The organism is Synechococcus sp. PCC 7336 (assembly GCF_000332275.1).
Classification (GTDB): Bacteria; Cyanobacteriota; Cyanobacteriia; order Thermostichales; family PCC-7336; genus PCC-7336.
Genome location: NZ_CM001776.1, coordinates 3,559,745 through 3,576,851, shown reverse-complemented (window position 1 = coordinate 3,576,851; position 17,107 = coordinate 3,559,745). Strand labels below are relative to the sequence as shown.

Annotated in this window: 11 protein-coding genes; 1 reads left to right on the top strand and 10 read right to left on the bottom strand. The window is 48.5% G+C overall.

All coding sequences use genetic code 11. The features are described from left to right. Positions 1 to 8 precede the first annotated feature (8 nt). Positions 9 to 1,103: an IS630 family transposase gene (locus SYN7336_RS17040; protein WP_017327147.1), complete on the top strand. Its 1,095-nt coding sequence runs from the start codon at positions 9 to 11 to the stop codon at positions 1,101 to 1,103. A gap of 19 nt (positions 1,104 to 1,122) precedes the next feature. On the opposite strand, the gene SYN7336_RS17035 is transcribed toward SYN7336_RS17040, so the two are convergent. From SYN7336_RS17035 to SYN7336_RS26410, 10 genes are all read right to left on the bottom strand, one after another. Next, positions 1,123 to 4,974, bottom strand: a complete 3,852-nt coding sequence (locus SYN7336_RS17035) for a putative Ig domain-containing protein (protein ID WP_017327146.1) — start codon at positions 4,972 to 4,974, stop codon at positions 1,123 to 1,125. Positions 4,975 to 5,523: 549 nt separating this feature from the next. Further along, complete coding sequence (locus tag SYN7336_RS17030) at positions 5,524 to 5,973, bottom strand: hypothetical protein (protein ID WP_162139118.1); 450 nt, start codon at positions 5,971 to 5,973, stop codon at positions 5,524 to 5,526. A 305-nt stretch (positions 5,974 to 6,278) separates the two neighbouring features. Further along, positions 6,279 to 6,731: a hypothetical protein gene (locus SYN7336_RS17025; RefSeq protein WP_017327144.1), complete on the bottom strand. Its 453-nt coding sequence runs from the start codon at positions 6,729 to 6,731 to the stop codon at positions 6,279 to 6,281. A 33-nt stretch (positions 6,732 to 6,764) separates the two neighbouring features. After that, positions 6,765 to 7,151 (bottom strand): hypothetical protein, encoded by a 387-nt coding sequence (locus SYN7336_RS17020; protein WP_017327143.1) that lies wholly within the window; start codon positions 7,149 to 7,151, stop codon positions 6,765 to 6,767. 7 nt (positions 7,152 to 7,158) lie between these two features. Continuing rightward, positions 7,159 to 8,769 carry an RHS repeat-associated core domain-containing protein gene (locus SYN7336_RS17015; protein WP_017327142.1) on the bottom strand — a complete coding sequence of 537 codons (1,611 nt, stop codon included), beginning with the start codon at positions 8,767 to 8,769 and terminating at the stop codon, positions 7,159 to 7,161. Beyond that, a complete protein-coding gene (locus SYN7336_RS31555; RefSeq protein ID WP_017327141.1) occupies positions 8,762 to 9,127 on the bottom strand; it encodes a putative Ig domain-containing protein in 366 nt (121 codons plus the stop codon). The genes SYN7336_RS17015 and SYN7336_RS31555 overlap by 8 nt, the downstream gene beginning before the upstream one ends. 13 nt (positions 9,128 to 9,140) lie before the next feature. After that, positions 9,141 to 10,106 (bottom strand): lipopolysaccharide assembly protein LapB, encoded by a 966-nt coding sequence (locus SYN7336_RS17005; RefSeq protein ID WP_017327140.1) that lies wholly within the window; start codon positions 10,104 to 10,106, stop codon positions 9,141 to 9,143. A gap of 544 nt (positions 10,107 to 10,650) precedes the next feature. Further along, positions 10,651 to 10,950 (bottom strand): SMI1/KNR4 family protein, encoded by a 300-nt coding sequence (locus SYN7336_RS17000; RefSeq protein ID WP_017327139.1) that lies wholly within the window; start codon positions 10,948 to 10,950, stop codon positions 10,651 to 10,653. 258 nt (positions 10,951 to 11,208) lie between these two features. Beyond that, positions 11,209 to 11,670 (bottom strand): SMI1/KNR4 family protein, encoded by a 462-nt coding sequence (locus SYN7336_RS16995; RefSeq protein ID WP_017327138.1) that lies wholly within the window; start codon positions 11,668 to 11,670, stop codon positions 11,209 to 11,211. A gap of 11 nt (positions 11,671 to 11,681) precedes the next feature. Next, positions 11,682 to 16,943 carry an RHS repeat-associated core domain-containing protein gene (locus SYN7336_RS26410; RefSeq protein WP_051039833.1) on the bottom strand — a complete coding sequence of 1,754 codons (5,262 nt, stop codon included), beginning with the start codon at positions 16,941 to 16,943 and terminating at the stop codon, positions 11,682 to 11,684. Between the last annotated feature and the right edge of the window lie 164 nt (positions 16,944 to 17,107).

Genomic DNA, 17,107 nt, shown 5'->3' with positions numbered 1-17,107 from the left:
GGCATGAGATGCTCAAGAGTAATCAGAAGAGAAATATACAGGAACCTGAGGGTGATGCGTTAAGGGAGTTAGAGGAATTTATTGAAAGCAATCCTGACCCTCGGGAGCTCAAAAGAGCTTTAGCTGTTCGGATACTGATTGAGGGTCTGAGCCGAACCCAGATTCAGATTGTACTAGGGGTATCGATTCCGTTTATCAGCAAGTGGAAAGTGAATTTCGCCCTAGGAGGTGTCGAAGCATTGAGATTGGGTTATCGAGGTTCTGTAGGATATCTCAATCCAGAAGAGCGTGAAGAAATTATTGAGTGGCTAAAAAATCAGAAATCTTGGAATTTACTAGAGCTAGAAAATTATATCGAAGACAATTATAATGTCTTCTTTAAGTCAAAGCAAAGCTACTACGATCTTTTTAAGGAGGCCGGGATCAGTTGGAAGAAGTCTCAAAAAAAGAATCCGAAAAGGGACGATGAACTGGTCAAGAACAAGCATAAAGAGATCTACGATATTTTAGAGTCAAATCGGGATGATATAGAAGCTGGAAGGCTTGTGGTGTATATCATTGATGAGTGTCATCTTCTCTGGGGAGATGTCTGTGGTTACGTCTGGGGTAAAACACAAGAGCGAATAGAAATCCCGATTATTAATGAGCGAGAAAGACAAACTTATTATGGAGCAATAAATTATGCAACCAAGCAGTTCATCAAACAGGAATACGAAGTTGCAAATTCTGAAAATACTGTTTCTTTCTTGAAGTATTTGCTATCTCTCAATCCAGAAAGTAGGCATTTAATAATTTGGGATGGAGCAAGCTATCATAGGTACAAAGAAATGAAGGATTATCTAAGAGAAATAAATCAAGAATTAGAAGCTTCTGAATGGCCTTTAAGGTGTGTGCTTCTGGCTCCTAATGCACCGGAACAGAACCCGGTAGAGGATATTTGGTTGAATGCCAAAAACTGGCTCAGAAGATGTTGGTATGAGTTACGCTCTTTTTCTTTAATCAAATGGTTCTTTAGTTTTATTATTGAGAGGCAATTTTATGATTTCCCTAAACTTCACAAATATGGTTTCTTTGAGCTCAAGCTTGAAGGACTTTCAGCCTAGTTTAGCTCGGATTCTTATGTCACTGATTTAGGATTGCTATAATTGTTTCGCCAATGCGATTGTTATTCTCGTCAAACTCGTAGAGTCTTTGGTTGCCCGAGGCATCGAGCTGGCGCACGAGGTTGCCCCGAGGGTCGTATTCGTTGAGAGTAGATGCCCCGAAGACATCCGTCACCACTTCGATCGCGTTTTCGGGATCGTACGCGATCGAAATCGATTCGCCTGTGGCATCGAAAATTCTGGCTAGGCGTCCGGTTTCGTCGTAATCGGTGCGAATGCCGGAACGGCCTAACGGATCGATAATCTCTGACAAGAAGTGGGCTCGTTCGTCGCTGTAGTCAAATCGAGTCCTGTTGTTCTCGCGATCGGTAACAGCGACTAGATCGCCAGCTGCGTCGTATTCGTAGCGGATGCGGTTGCCATCGGGATCGACAATGGCCGCAATTCTGCCACTGGCATCTCGCTCGAAGGAAATCGATATCCCCGTCGAGCTGGCAATGCCGTCGTCACTGAACGTCAGGCGATCGCCGTTGGGGCTTTCGACCGTGACAAGATCGCCAGTCAGAGCATCGATGCGATAGACGAATCCCTCTCGGCTGGTCAGCCGGTAAATGCCGCTAAAGCCTCGGTCAGTATCTGCCGGATTGAGTCCAGCTCCCTGATTGAGACTGACATACGACCCATCCGCTGCCCGCGAGAGCCGCGACACCCCTTCAATCTCCAACGTGCTGGTCACTCCAGCATCTCCCCGGAAGGCCGAACGATAAATCGTCGAGTCGCCGCCCAGATCCACATTGGGGAAGAAGGCCGAAATTGGGTCAATCGTGGGCGCAAACGAAAATGCCTGACGCTCGCCACCCGGCAAGGTAATAAACACCCGCGTGCGATCGTCAAACGCCTGAGTGCGAATTCCCAACTGCTCGAACACCTCATCCGGTCCCAGACTCGTGCGCAGGTCCGTATCCCGGAACTCCAAGCGCGTGCCGAAGCCGAAGTCATCGCTGACATTGGCATTGAGGCTGTCGTAAGTGCGAGTCACCGTAATGGGAATCCCGGTCAGCGGAATCTGCAGGTCCGTAAACGACACCTGGAAATTCCCCAACTTCAAGCCCCCAGCTACATTGACCGTCTGCTCGATCGCATTCACATTCCCCGTCTCATCCACCGCCTCCAATCGCAGCGTGTAAGCATCGTTCTGCAGCAATGTCGGGTCGAAATCGCCGAGATCGCCATCTGCAATGTTTGACTCCCCTCGGAAAACCTCGACAAACTCGTCCGTCCCTACAGGCGCAACCGAGAGGGTATAGAAATCGAGATTGTCATCCGTCACCGTGCCGAAGATATCTGTCGGTGCCGTGACGAACTCCTCAAACTGCGCGGCCACCAGCTCTACGGTTGGCGGCGTGCCGTCGCTGAAATCGACGACATCGAAGGTGAACGTAGATTGGGATTGATTGCCTGCTGCGTCGGTTGCAGAGGCGATCGCCCTCACCTCCCCAACTTGTGTAGGAGTCAACGTAAACGTCCCATCCGCCTGCAACGCCACGGGAGAGCCATTGACTTCCAACGTCAGCAAGTCCACCCCAACGTTGTCAGTCGCCGTCGCCAAGAAGGTAATCGGATCGCCCAAACTGACGCGGTCATTGGTCGCAATCAAATTCACCAACGGAGCAGACTCATCCGCCGCCACCGTCAGCTCGAAGCGCTGTTCAATTTCGCCACCCACCGCATCGGTAATGGCGATCGCCACCTCGTGGGAACCCACATCCTCAGCCGTCGGCAAGAAGCGCAGCCGACCCAACTCGTCGATGGTGATACCGAGGGCAATCGAATCAGGATCGAGACTGTAAATCAGTTGACCGCCATCCGGGTCAGTGGCGCGGACATCGTAACGGTACAGGATTCCCGGTGTCGCTTCGAGCGGTGGGTTCACCGACGAGATCTGGGGCAATTGATTGACTGCAGCCGTGAGAACGTAGCCTTGAGCGGCCCCCAACCCTGCTTCATCGCGAACACCCACTACAATGCGGTGTTGACCGACTGCCGGAGTCGTCCATTCCAGCAGGCCGGTGTCGGCATCAATCGTGACGCCAGCGGGAGCTTCGAGGAGCGAGAAGGTAAGGCGATCGCCCAAATCGGGATCTACCGCTTCGACCTGATAGCGGTAAGGGCGATCGATATCGCTGGCAAAAATGGGTGTAGAGGTGATAGTAGGCGCTTGGTTAATCGGAGCCTCTTCCACCACGAGGGTAAATGCCTGTACAGCCAAAGCCCCCGAATCGTCCAGCACCTGCACTTCCACCCGATGCTCGCCCAACTGCTCGGCAGTCGGATTCCAACGGACCCGCCCAGTCTCGGCATCAATCGTCAACCCATCGGGACGAACGCCGAGGGCAAAGCGGAGTGGGTCGTTATCGATATCGGTAGCCACCGCCCGATATTCGTAGGTCTGTCCGGCAGCCGCACGGGTGATGGGGGGAGACACAATTAGCGGCGGCGTATTAATCCCCCGCACAGTCAGCTCGTAGCTTTGAGTCACCGAAGCCCCCCGACTGTCCGTCAACTGCACTTCGATAACGTGCATCCCCAATTGCCCTTCGGTCGGTCGCCAGCGCAAAGCCCCCGTCTGAGGATCGAGCACCGCTCCTTGCGGTCCATTCGCCAATGTCCACACCAGCAGATCGCCATCGGGGTCCCTCCCCTGCAGGTCGTATCGATAGTCGCGATCGAGATGGGTGGTCAGCTCTGGGGCAGAAGTAATGACAGGCGTATGATTCACCACCCGGTTGCTGACCTGCACCTCGAAGTCGTGGGTAATACTGCCCCCCTGACTGTCGCTGATGCGGATAGAGAAAGCGTTATCGCCCGTTTGAGCAGCAGTGGGGTTCCAAACCAGTCGATTGTTATCGAGCAAGGCCCCTGCAGAAGCGTTGACCAGCTCGTAGGTGAGGGCGTCGCCGTCAGGGTCGCTGACCAGGATGTCGTAAGAGTAGAGCTGCTCCGGTCGCGTCAGCCTGCGGGGGGTCGAAGTAACCGTCGGTAGCTGATTGGGGATGGGGGCGACCACATCGAAGCGGACGGTTTGCAGGTCTTCGCCGCCCCTACCGTCAGTGGCTCGAATGGTGACGTTATGCGCGCCCTGCTGGCTGGACGTGGGGGTCCAGTGGAGCAGACCGGTGTCGGCATCAATCGTGACGCCGCTGAGGGGATTGACTAAGGCATAAGTCACATTATCCAGATCGGGGTCGGCAGCACGGGCTTGGTACTCGAACAACTTGCCCACCTGCGGGCGGGCGTCGGGAAGGCTGGAGGTAAAGATAGGAGCTTGGTTGGGGGCGAGCACCTCCACTTCAAATACCTGTAAATCGAACCCACCGCGACCGTCCTGTACCCGCACGATCGCGGTATGGAGACCGGTCTGTTCGACAGTGGGCCGCCACAGCACCGCGCCGGTCTCGGCATCGACGGTCAACCCCTCCGGTCCGGCAGACAGCTCGAAACGAGGCACATCGGCATCGGGGTCGGTGGCGATCGCCCGATAGCTGAAAACCTCTCCCGCCTCCAAGACAGGGGTCGGAGCCGTACTCAAGAAGCTGGGATTCTGATTGGGAACTTCTGCCGTGCGAGCAAGACCGAACAGATGGGTAAAGGTTTCTCCCAGCCCGGTGCCCGTAACGGTATCGACAAAGAATTCGCCCAGGGGAGCGGTTGGTTCGAAGCCGTTGGGGGTAATAGCCCGGACGGTGTAGTCGCCGGGAACGAGATTATCGAAGCTGAAGTAGAAGTTGGTGTCGTCGAACAGGTTGCTGCCTCGGCCGCGACGGGTGAGCTGGAAGGGTTCGGATTCGTCCAGTTGGCCGTCGTTGTCCAAATCGAGGAAGACGGTGATGTCTTCTAAGAAGGGCTCGATGGCAGCAATTGTTAAATGGAAGCGGAACAGATTATTGTGCAGGGTAATCGCACTTAAATTCTGGAATGCCTATGATGTCTAGATCCTATAAAACTATAAGCGTTTATCTTTATGTATGGATGCCTTACCTGGTAAGGGTTTGAAAATAGCTGCGATTGCCCTGGATTATTGTGTTATTCGTATCTTAGGCTACACAAGTAAAACACTTCGGAAATATTACTATTTTAGTAATTGATACTACAGCTAAGCTCGTAAATTACTTCCGAAATGGGTCTTCTCTTGAATATATAGAGTCTCATATTATCAGTGATTGTAAGATACGCCTAGCACAGTAATTTGTTCCGCTTCCTATTACAAATGGGGACCTCGAAAAATTGCTTTCGCCAAGAAATCAAAGGCTGAAACCATTGAAAACTCGTTGAGTATTCTCAATCACTCGACCCTATTCTCAACAATCTTGAATTAATCGAGGTTCCCAAATGTTTCTGGCCGCTTCAATGTCAAGAATTTTCATAAGTTCCAATTTACGAAAAATTTCTCAGACAAAATTTCACCGGGAAAAACTTCTATACAAGTCTTATATTCTAGGGGTAGGATTGGCAGAAGTGCGTCACCGAAAGTAGATTTGAATCTATCTATTTCAGTCAGTGCTAAACTCGGCCAGTATGTATTAAATCCAAAACATACTCCTTTGAAGAAGATCTCGACCGAATATACTTCCTCAGATTCAACATGTAGTGTTATGGAGCCGTTGAATTTAAATCCTCGTGGGGTCACAAAGACAGACTTGATAAATAGAACATCTATCTTGTGAATATCTTGCTTGCTTAATTCAACTGGATAAATCTCATCTTCAGCTTCAAATGGCGAGCCTTCATACCAAGTCCAGACGGGGTACTTGTCAAGCCATTCTAGATTTAGATCGGAGATTTTGATCCGTACATTATTTTCCAAACTCACGAAGAACTCTCCTTGCTGCAGATCTTCCGCTTCTGGGAACAACGATGTTCATTCTTCCTCCATCAATAGGGCTACGTGACTTCCGCAGAAATTCTCTGGCTATATCTCGATCATTTAAATCAGCTATTTGAATCTATAGATTATTTCCCAAATCCACGCAGAACTCTCCTTGCCGCAAATCTTACTACTTTGAGAACAACGATATCTGTTTATCATCAGGGGGAGTTAGTTTGTTAGAAGTTTCTCTCTGAAATACCTGCCCAGAAAAGCCTTCAAGAGATATAATGGCTTGCAATAAGATCGTTTTATGCATTATCAAGATCGACTAATTGGGTTTTTGTGCTAGAGATTCTAAATCCTAGTTTTAGTTTTTTCTGACTATCTCTTTCGCGGACCAAGATCTCTCCGACAAGTAAGGAATCTGATATTTCATGATCACAAACCTCTATCAGTACATAGTCAGTTTGTCTGAGAGCATTGTCTAGATTTTCTCTAATATAACTTTCAATATCAGTGTAAAAGATTTCAGAGTGATTTAGCTCAAAATATATATTTTGCTCGTTTGATAACAAGGCAAATCCAGATAAGAGATCGCTCTTGCTTTGGTTGAGGCTCAAAAATCGCATGATTTTTTTAGAATGTTTGTTGCCTTTAAGCTGGCTTTCCTCAGCTAACGCTTGATTTAAAAAATTTAGAATATTTGATAATATCCTAAATGATTTTTCCTTTTGGCTGCTATTAGGAGTCTCTAAGCTCATGTGATTCCTCTCAGAAAAGCATCGTCAAAAATTCTAATCAACAACTCTTGCAATGCGATGTGTTAACATATATTCTATGATTTTATCTTGTGATTCTATACGTTTGCTTTCTTTCCTAAATGTTCCTTGTGACCAATACTGATTTCTCCACCAAGAAGGATTGCTGGAAATTTCTGAAAACCAAATAGCTAGTATTTTACAGATGTCGGATATTGTTCCTAATGTAGAGTCATCTTGGCCAATAATTCTACCGTCATATAATTCTATACGCTTTAAGTTGAATATGTCTATAAGTGCTAAGATATCTTCTTCCCCCCACTCAATTTGAAGTTTTGATAGTATATCAAAACATGCTCTAAAGAAATAGTATTCCTGTGATTTTAGTGAATATTGGTTTAAGAATTCTTCTGTTTTTTCCATTGTCTTACTAGAAATTATTTAGGGCTTCAAAAAAGACTCTGATATTTCTAATGCCTCTACCTCGAAGTGACCTTGTAACACCCTTGAAAAAAGGTAACCTTGGTGTCCTAAACCTTACAGCTCTAGCATCTACACCTACATCAATTGCGGCTGTCAATGCTCTTCTGTCTGAGGTCGCGAACTTCAAGGTTCTACTTTCAGCGGTAGTAATGATCCTTAGATCGTTATTCAGCACTCTGTTAAGCCGACTGGCAATTACTTGAGCTTCAGCTTCACTAGCTCCTTTAATAACTTCTACGTTGAAGTCGTTCAAGAACTTATTGAGATCTATTCCACCATTGAGAGCTTCTTGCGCCACTGTATCATCTATTACTAATCTACCATCTAACCTCTGCGCAAACTTGCCACTTCCTGGTTCTCCATCTGCTAGCTGATCCACAATATTAGTATCAAGCAATACATCTCTAGGGGAGGTAGAAGGATTGGAAGGTCCACCGCTACCTTTGCTTCCAGTACCATTGCCTCCTCCGTTGCCACTGGAGCTACCATCGATTGGGCCGACAAAGCCTCCATTGAGTGCAGATTGAAGGGCTAAAGCTCCTAGAGCTAGGTTGCCTCCGGGAATCGCAGCCGCAGCTCTGCCTACCACAGCTCCCAAGACCAGCCCCCCAATAGAATTAAGCAAAATGTTTTCAAGCCCAAACTCAGTTCTGAGAATGGCTGCATCTCTTAAGCTTTCTCCAGTACTAGCTTGAATCCCTGCAAGGGTATTGCGAATGTTGTTAGCCGCTTCAATCTCGCCAATAGTGAACAATCCGCTGGGGTCGGTATTGTTCACTGGGTTGGCGTGAGCGTACTGATACTTGTGTTGAGAGTACGGATCTGTGATGAACCCAGAGAACGGATCGCGGCTGATAAACCGCCCGAGGTCGGGGTCGTAATAGCGAGCCCGCAAATAATCGAGCTCCAATGTCGTATCCCGTTGCTCCCCTGCAAACTGAAAGTCTGTCTCGACTCCCTGTTGGCCGATCGCCCGCCCAAAGGCATCATAATCGTACTCGGCAACAATAGCCCCTGTCTCATCGCTCAACATCCTCGTGCTGCCCAAACCATCCACATGGAAGTAAGTAGCTGCCTCCCCTTCCAATTGAGCGATCGAGCCGTTGCCATAGACGTAAGCAGTCTCAATCGTGCCATCCGGTCTATATTCCTCCAGCACCTGCGCGTAAGTCAGATTGCTATCGACTAAGAAGCGAGTCTCTACCCCATCCACAACCGACGCCACGCGAATGCCGAAATCGTCGTAGATAAACTCGGCCACCTGCCGATCGCCGCCTCGCTTAATGTCAGCCGCCACCAACCGATTCTCAAAATCGAAGCTGTAAGCAGTCCGTTGGGCAGAATTCTCCCGCAGGATTAAATTACCGTTGTCGTCGTAACTGAATTGGGTGAGACTGCCTGCCTCATCTAGCGTCGTCAGCAAGCGGTTGTTGGCATCGTAGGTGTATTGGGTCAACCCTTCCAACGAATCCGTGCGGGTGAGGCGATTGCCAGCGGGGTCGTAGGAGTATTCGATAGCGCGATCGCCATTAACCGGATCGACGATAGACTCACTCAACAGATCGATAGTCGCGATCGAGATGGGTGGTCAGCTCAGGAGCAGAAGTAATGACAGGCGTATGATTCACCACCCGGTTGCTTACCTGCACCTCGAAGTCGTGGGTAATACTGCCCCCCTGACTGTCGCGAATGCGGATAGAGAAAGCGTTATCACCCATTTGAGCGGCAGTGGGATTCCAAACCAAGCGCTCGCCATCGAGCACAGCTCCTGCAGGAGCGTTGACCAGCTCGTAGGTGAGGGCGTCGCCATCGGGGTCGCTAGCCAGGATGTCGTAAGAGTAGAGCTGCTCCGGTCGAGCCAGCGTGCGAGGGGTAGAGGTGACCGTCGGGAGTTGATTGGGGATGGGGGCAACCACATTGAAATCGTCTCTAAGAGTTTGACTCAAGGCGTTTACGCAATTGAGACTGAAACTCAGGCATAATGACTTTGCCTGATTGATTTAACTCTTCAAAAATCTGCATCAGTTTCAGGTTGGCTTCTTTTAGCCAGGGCATCTCGTGAGTTAAGGCTATAAGCTTAGCAATGCAGTGCTCTACACTACCAGAGTTTGCTAAATGATATGCATGTTGCATTCTAAAATACGGGCTGTCATAAAATTCAGCCTCAGCAATCTTCCAAAATTCAGCAGATTGATGCGGGTCGCTTAGTTGCAATCCAATCTGAACAGCAAATACAGGGGATGAAATTATTCCTGTCTCTTTAGCGAACATTTCTGAAAACATTTCAGAAATCGAGTTGTTTTGGGAGGGCTTGGCTAAAGCTAACTGCTCCTGGTAGATTTTGTCAGCCTCTTCAGGATAACCACATAAAGCATAGGCATCAGCTAAGATAAACTTATTTCGTATATCCTTCGGGCTAGCTTGAAATGCCTTTTGAGCCCATGTTAGTGCTTCTTTGTAATATGTTAGAGCGATCAGAGATCTAGATAAAGCTATGCAGTATTCTGGAAATTTATCTGAATTTTTGGAATTCTTTATTTCACTTTGAAGAATATCTAATGCGTCAAGTGGACTTCGGTTGGCAGTAAGATAGTTGGCAACTTGCCAAGGTTTCATGTGTTGACCAACGAGACTGTAGATTGCCTCATATAGGAGGCTACGTCGATCCCACAATGACTGAATAGTTTGCCATTGTTTGAAAACATCAGGAATTGCTTGATGGGGCTTGCAGATCTCGCGAGTTTTCGGATGCCTCAAGTTCAATTGAAAAGACTTAAATCCAACATCAATCTGGAATCTAGAGATGGCATCATCCCACTCTGTATCAAAACGATCTTTTCTCCTGTCAATATTTTCTTTATGGTTCTGCTTGCCAAATCCTTTTGCCCCACTCATAGCTCACCTAAGAACTTGATTCAGTATTGATATTTATTGTACACGACCTCACATGTGGAGTAATATAGCATAATTAGATGTGAGTGTATAATATAAAATCCGGTCAGATGAACCCCTCAAACGACAATGCTGTTCACAACGCGCAAGTCCAAGCTGGGTAGATCTCAGCGTAGCAAAACAGCAAAAAGGGGTTAACTAATAGGATTCCGTATGATTTGAGATTCAGATATCTTTCCGTTTAGCTGTTCTGCCGGAACGTAACAGTATAAAGTCAAATATCAATTTGACATCATAAATATGGAAAAAGTTGCACATCCTTTATAAAATCTTCTATCCATTTCCATACAGATGGATATATCTGACGTATAGGACCAGCCTCTTCCCAGACATATACAGGCGAATCATCTTCACCATTGGTAATGATAAAGTTGAAATAATCTCCATATCTTGATGAAACTATAAAAAGATTCTCTGGAATATAGCGATCCTAAATGAATTGTAAATCTCGATCCTTGCCGGCACTGGGTTTCAGGTCTCTCAGCGTTCACGACTGACTTATGACTGCTATATCTTCTTCTTTAACAGCTAATTTTAGATAATCAAGATCTTGTTCGTTTATTTTCAATATTTGATCTAGATAAAACTCAAACTCTCTTCTGTCAACTAATCTACCTGCCTTGCGACCAATTAACTTCATTATTTCACGATAAGATTTTGGCAAATTACCGTAACTATCTTCAATCTCATCTAGCTCTTCAGTGGTACATCCTATTAATTGGGAATCAGAAGCAATGCCAGATGAAATAAGTTTCTCCCTCAGATCTTCAGTATTAAGAATTATCATCTTTCTTCCTATCTAACAAACTCAGCAATTTGTATTCTTATTCTCGGTCTTAAATTTTGAAATGTTTCTATAGCAAAATTCCTGAAAGATCGACATACAGTTCTGTTGACAACTAGTGAATGTAGTTTAAAATCAAGGCTCTTCTAGACCTTGGCATGCTAGTTCCACTCCAATAGCGGCCCAAAGCCTTGCTGGCAACGAGTTAGGAATTAAAGCCGCTAAAACTCCTTTCTTAATAGGAAAGACTTTTGAAGTCTATCACAAATTCAGAAAAAGCTGAGCATCTTTTATGAAAGCTTCTATCCATTTCCAGACTGAAGTGTATGCTTGTTTAATGTCTCCATCATCATCCCAAACATACACAGGGGAATCATCCTTTCCATCGGCCACAAGGAATTTAGGATACTCAGTATATCTGGATGATATTATGAAGATTTTATCAATTAAGCCTTCTTCCTGTACAACCAATTTAAGTCGTGCAAGATATAATTCATTGACTTCTAAGACCTGGTCGTAATAGAATTCAAATTCTCTTCTATCTATTAATTTGCCTGCTCGATGGCCAATGAGTCTCATGATTTGCCTGTAAGACTTTGGAAGTTTTCCATACTTGATATCAATCTCTTCTAGTTCTTGAGGAGTACATCCTATTAGTTGATATTCAGAGGCAATCCCAGAGGAGATTAGTGCTTCTCTCAAATCATCAAGATTAGAAATCATGGTTCATCTCTCTATCTAGCTAGCTCAGCAATTTGTATTCTGATTCTTGGTCTCAACCTCTGGAACTGATCTATAGCATAATTTCTACAAGAACGACATGAAAGCCTATTAACGACTAGTCGAAGATGACCGTCACTACTTTGTGAGGTATTTTGGAGTACTTGCTCTAGAATCTTAATCTCTGTATCAGAGAAGCGTTCTCGTGATTGACCGTCCAATCTTATGGCTGGAAGGTTTCGTTGATCTTCTGGTAGTAGTGGAGCTAAGACTGGCACATTCCGCCCCCCAGAGAATCCCCCAACTGTAAAGAATCTACCATCGATATCTACGTCAGCAAAGCCGAGTGTCTTTCTAGTATTAAATACACTTCCATCCAATCTATCTCTAAAATCAGCAATACTTTGCCTGTCTTTATTACTCGAAGCCTGAGATAAATTCTGATCGAGAAAGTTTCTTGCTGTATCCCTAATTTGCTCTAGCCTACTGATATCAGTATCGCTCACTGTTTGTGAGAAGGAAGGGTGTAATCTTTCAGGCGGTAGTAATCTTGAGGGGTCCGTGATGATCTGAGGGCTATTAGGATCGAAACTCCCTCCGCCTGAAGGAGTATTGATAGGACTAACAAGATCTCCATCTAATGCTGACTTGGCAGCTATCCCTTTCAGAAGAAGGCTTCCGCCAGGAATAGCTGCTGCAAGTCTTCCTATAACTGCTCCAAAAGCCAAGCCCGCAATTGGGTTGACTAGAGCATTGCCTGCTCCAGCTTCTCCTCCACTTGTCGTAGTTGAAATCAGGCCCTCACCTGCTGTGAATTGGATTTCTGCAAGGGTATTGCGAATGTTTCTGGCTGCTTCAATCTCGCCGATAGTGAACAATCCGCTGGGGTCGGTATTGTTCACTGGGTTGGCGTGAGCGTACTGATACTTGTGTTGAGAGTACGGATCTGTGATGAACCCAGAGAACGGATCGCGGCTGATAAACCGCCCGAGGTCGGGGTCGTAATAGCGAGCCCGCAAATAATCGAGCTCCAATGTCGCATCCCGTTGCTCCCCTGCAAACTGAAAGTCTGTCTCGACTCCCTGTTGGCCGATCGCCCGCCCAAAGGCATCATAATCGTACTCGGCAACAATAGCCCCTGTCTCATCGCTCAACATCCTCGTGCTGCCCAAACCATCCACATGGAAGTAAGTAGCTGCCTCCCCTTCCAATTGAGCGATCGAGCCGTTGCCATAGACGTAAGCAGTCTCAATCGTGCCATCCGGTCTATATTCCTCCAGCACCTGCGCGTAAGTCAGATTGCTATCGACTAAGAAGCGAGTCTCTACCCCATCCACAACCGACGCCACGCGAATGCCGAAATCGTCGTAGATAAACTCGGCCACCTGCCGATCGCCGCCTCGCTCAATGTCAGCCGCCACCAACCGATTCTCAAAATCGAAGCTGTAAGCAGTCCGTTGGGCAGAATTCTCCCGCAGGATTAAATTACCGTTGTCGTCGTAACTGAACTGGGTGAGACTGCCTGCCTCATCTAGCGTCGTCAGCAAGCGGTTGTTGGCATCGTAGGTGTATTGGGTCAACCCTTCCAACGAATCCGTGCGGGTGAGGCGATTGCCAGCGGGGTCGTAGGTGTATTCGATGGCGCGATCGCCATTAACCGGATCGACGATGGACTCACTCAACAGGCGGTAAGTGAGATCGTAGGTGTAGTTCACCTGCCGACCGTCCAACTCAGTCACAGCAGTGCGGTTACCCACTGCATCGAGAGTGTAACCGTAGCGAGCTAGGATATCGCCTTCGGCATTTTCATGCTGAAGCGAAGTTAGACGGTTGAGCTGGTCGTAGTTGCGGGTTTCAACCGTACCATTGGCCAAATCAGTACGGACAAGATTGCTGACCTCATCGTAGGTATAGACGGTAGCGCCCAGATTGGGATTGGTTACTGTTACCAAACGGTTGAGGGCATCGTAGGCATAGCTGGTGTTGCCCGATGGAGCAGAGAGACTGGTGCGATTGCCAGCATCGTCGTAGGTATAGGCGATCTGGAGACCATCGGGATTGGTTTGAGCCGTGAGCCGCTCGCGTTCGTCGAACTCATATTGGACAAGGCCGTAGCGGGAATCATCAATTGTCGAGAGTTGAAGCGTATCCGTGTAGGTATAGGCGACAGTCGAACCATCCTCAAACTCTTTGCGAGTGAGGAGGTTTTCCGGGTCGTAAGTGAAGGTGGTGGTGTTTTGATTGAAATCGGTTAGGCCAATGAGATTGCCAACCTCGTTATAGGTATAAGTCTCCCGCTCGCCCAGGGCCAGTTCCGTTGCAACCACTTGACCAACGCGATTGTATTCGTAGAAGGTTGAATGGTTATTGGGGTCGGTGGCGCGCAATAGATTGCCCAACTCGTCATAGAGATAGGTGGTGCGCTGTTCGAGGGCATCTTCCACAGCGGTGAGGCGACCGAGGGCGTCGTATTCGTAGGCAGTGGCATTATTTTCGCGGTCCTGCGTTTCTACAACGCGGTTCAGAGCGTCGTAGGTGGTGGATTGCACGCCGCCATCAGCAAACTCGGTGGAGACAAGGCGATCGAGCTCGTCGTAGGTAAAGCGGGTAGTGCGCAGCAGTGGATCGGTGACGGCCACCAGACGACTGGCGGCGTCGTACTCATAGGTGTTTTCCCGACCGAGGGCATCGCGCACTAGGGCCAAACGTCCGACTGTGTCGTATTCAAATTGAGTTTCGTTGCTCAACTCGTCAATTGCAGCTACCACACGGCCCACGGCATCGTATTGAGTGGTTTGTCGAGGATTATCTGTCAGATCGTCGGGCGTATCATCTGCAAAAATTGTGGCCACGCGGCGATCGAGCCTATCGTATTCAAAATGGGTTTCTCGACCCGCACGATCGACCACGGAGATGAGTTGATTGACCGCATTGTAGACATAGGAAGTCCGCAAATTGTCGACCAGAGTTTCAGGGGTTTCATCGGGATAAATAACTTCTTCTAGTAGACCGAGTTCGTCATATACAAATTCAGTCCTTCGGCCTAGGGGATCGATCTGAGCCACCTGATTGCCAACGGCATCGTATTCGTAGCTAAGGGTTCGGCCTTCGGGATCTGTAACACTGATGACTCGCCCCTCTAAATCGTAGGTATAGATAATTTCAACGGTACGGGCTTCTCCCGCAGCAGTGGTTTGAATGCCAGATGCAGTCAGCAGGCGCCCGTTGTTATCGTAGGTGTATAACGCTTCATTACCGATTGGATTAATCGATCGCACTAAATTGCCGAAATCATCGTAGAAGTATTGTGATATTTGGTCGAGGGCATCGGCGGAGCGAACTAACAGCCCCTCGGAGTTATACAAAAATCTGGTTTCTTGCTGTAGGGGATCGGTTGTAAGAATCAAATTGCCGCGTTCGTCATAGGTAAATGTTGTTGAGTTACCTATAGCATCTGTCACGCTAGTGAGCTGACTGAATGCCCCGTAAGTAAATCGCAGCTCGTTCTCTAATTCATCCTCAACACTCAATAAATTATTTTGATTGTCGTAGGTATAGAGCTGAGTCTCACCTGCTGCATTAGTCAAGCTCAGAAGATTGTTGTTTTCGTCATACGTGCGGCGGATTTCTCCCAATAACGGATTGATTTCGGTGAGGATATTGCCGCGATCGTCGTAGACGTAAGTAGTCGCTCGCCCCAAGGCATCGGTCACGGTCTGGAGTGAGTTGTTAGGGTCGTAGGCAATCTGAACGGACTGCTCGCCACTGCCCAAGACGCGATTCAACCGTCCCGCCTCGTCATACTCCGAGCGGATGCCCGTGCGTCCTAATGGATCGGTAATCTCCTCTAAGAAATGAGCCCGCTCTTCACTGTAGTCATAGCGGCTTGTGTTGTTCTCGCGATCCGTTACCGCGACTAAATCTCCGGCAGCATCGTACTCGTATTGAATGCGCTGCCCAGCCGGATCGAGAACAGATACGATTCGCCCTTGTGCGTTGCGCTCGAAGCTGACGGACTGACCGGTGGAACTAACAATCCCGTCATCGCTATAGGTGAGAAGATTGCCATTGCGATCCTCTACTGTGACCAAGTCCCCAGTTTCCGCATCGATACGATAGACAATCCCTTCACGGGTGGTGAGTCGGTAAATGCCGCTAAAGCCGCGATCGGTGTCGGCAGGATTGAGTCCAGCTCCCTGATTGAGACTGACATAGGAACCGTCCGCTGCCCGTGACAGCCGCGATACACCTTCAATCTCCAACCTGCTAGTAACTCCAGCATCCCCTCGGAAAGCCGAGCGGTAGATAGTCGGGTCGCCGCCCAAATCCACAGAGGGGAAGAAGGCCGAAATCGGGTCGACCGTCGGCGCAAACGTAAACGCCTGTCTCTCGCCTCCCGGCAAGGTGATGTAAACCCGAGTTCTGTCGTCAAACGCTTGAGAACGAATCCCTAATTGCTCGAACAGCTCGTCCGGTCCCAAACTGGTGCGCAGATCCGTATCGCGGAACTCCAAACGCCAGCCAAAGCCAAAGTCGTCGCTGCTGCTGGCATTAAGACTGTCGTAAGTGCGAGTGACGCTGATCGGAATCCCGGTCAGGGGAATTTGCAGGTCGGTGAAAGAGAGTTGGAAATTCCCCTGCTTCAATCCGCCTGCCACATTGACGGTCTGCTCGATCGCATTCACATTCCCCGTCTCATCCACCGCCTCCAAGCGCAACGTGTAAGCATCGTTCTGCAACAGCGTCGGGTCGAAGTCGCCGAGATCGCCATCCGCAATATTTGACTCCCCTCGGAAAATCTCGACAAACTCGTCCGTCCCTACAGGCGCAACCGAGAGGGTGTAGAAGTCCAGATTGTCATCCGTCACCGTACCGAAGATGTCTGTCGGTGCCGTGACGAAATCCTCGAACTGCTCGGCGACTAGCTCCACCGTCGGCGGCGTGCCGTCGCTGAAATCGACGACATCGAAGGTGAAGCTGGCTTGAGACTGGTTGCCCGCCGCGTCGGTTGCAGAGGCGATCGCCACAAACTCCCCAGCCCCATCGGGCGTAAACGCAAACGTCCCATCCACCTGCAACGCTACGGGAGAGCCATCCACCGCCAACGTCAGCAAATCCACTCCAACGTTGTCGCTCGTCGTCGCCAGGAAAGTAATCGGATCGCCCAAACTGACGCGATCGCCCGTCGCAACCAAATTCACCAGCGGAGCCGACTCATCCGCCGCCACCGTCAACTCGAATCGCTGCTCGACAAGGAACCTATCAAAACAAACCACGTCTAGCTAGAAACCCATAGTTTTGAAATGCAGCTACAGTGTTGACGAGGCAATAGTTTCAGCCTCCAGAGACCACCTCTAGAAAACTCCAGGTCTCTACGTGGACGGGGTTCAGATCGTTTTACCGCGTCGAATGCTCAATTTCGCTTTGCCGTTCAATGTTT

Excerpts from the sequence above, each read along its gene's own strand:
- SYN7336_RS17040 (WP_017327147.1), top strand. The coding sequence starts at position 9 with ATGCTCAAGAGTAATCAGAAGAGAAATATACAGGAACCTGAGGGTGAT.
- SYN7336_RS17025 (WP_017327144.1), bottom strand. The coding sequence starts at position 6,731 with ATGAGCTTAGAGACTCCTAATAGCAGCCAAAAGGAAAAATCATTTAGG.
- SYN7336_RS17020 (WP_017327143.1), bottom strand. The coding sequence starts at position 7,151 with ATGGAAAAAACAGAAGAATTCTTAAACCAATATTCACTAAAATCACAG.
- SYN7336_RS17005 (WP_017327140.1), bottom strand. The coding sequence starts at position 10,106 with ATGAGTGGGGCAAAAGGATTTGGCAAGCAGAACCATAAAGAAAATATT.
- SYN7336_RS17000 (WP_017327139.1), bottom strand. The coding sequence starts at position 10,950 with ATGATAATTCTTAATACTGAAGATCTGAGGGAGAAACTTATTTCATCT.
- SYN7336_RS16995 (WP_017327138.1), bottom strand. The coding sequence starts at position 11,670 with ATGATTTCTAATCTTGATGATTTGAGAGAAGCACTAATCTCCTCTGGG.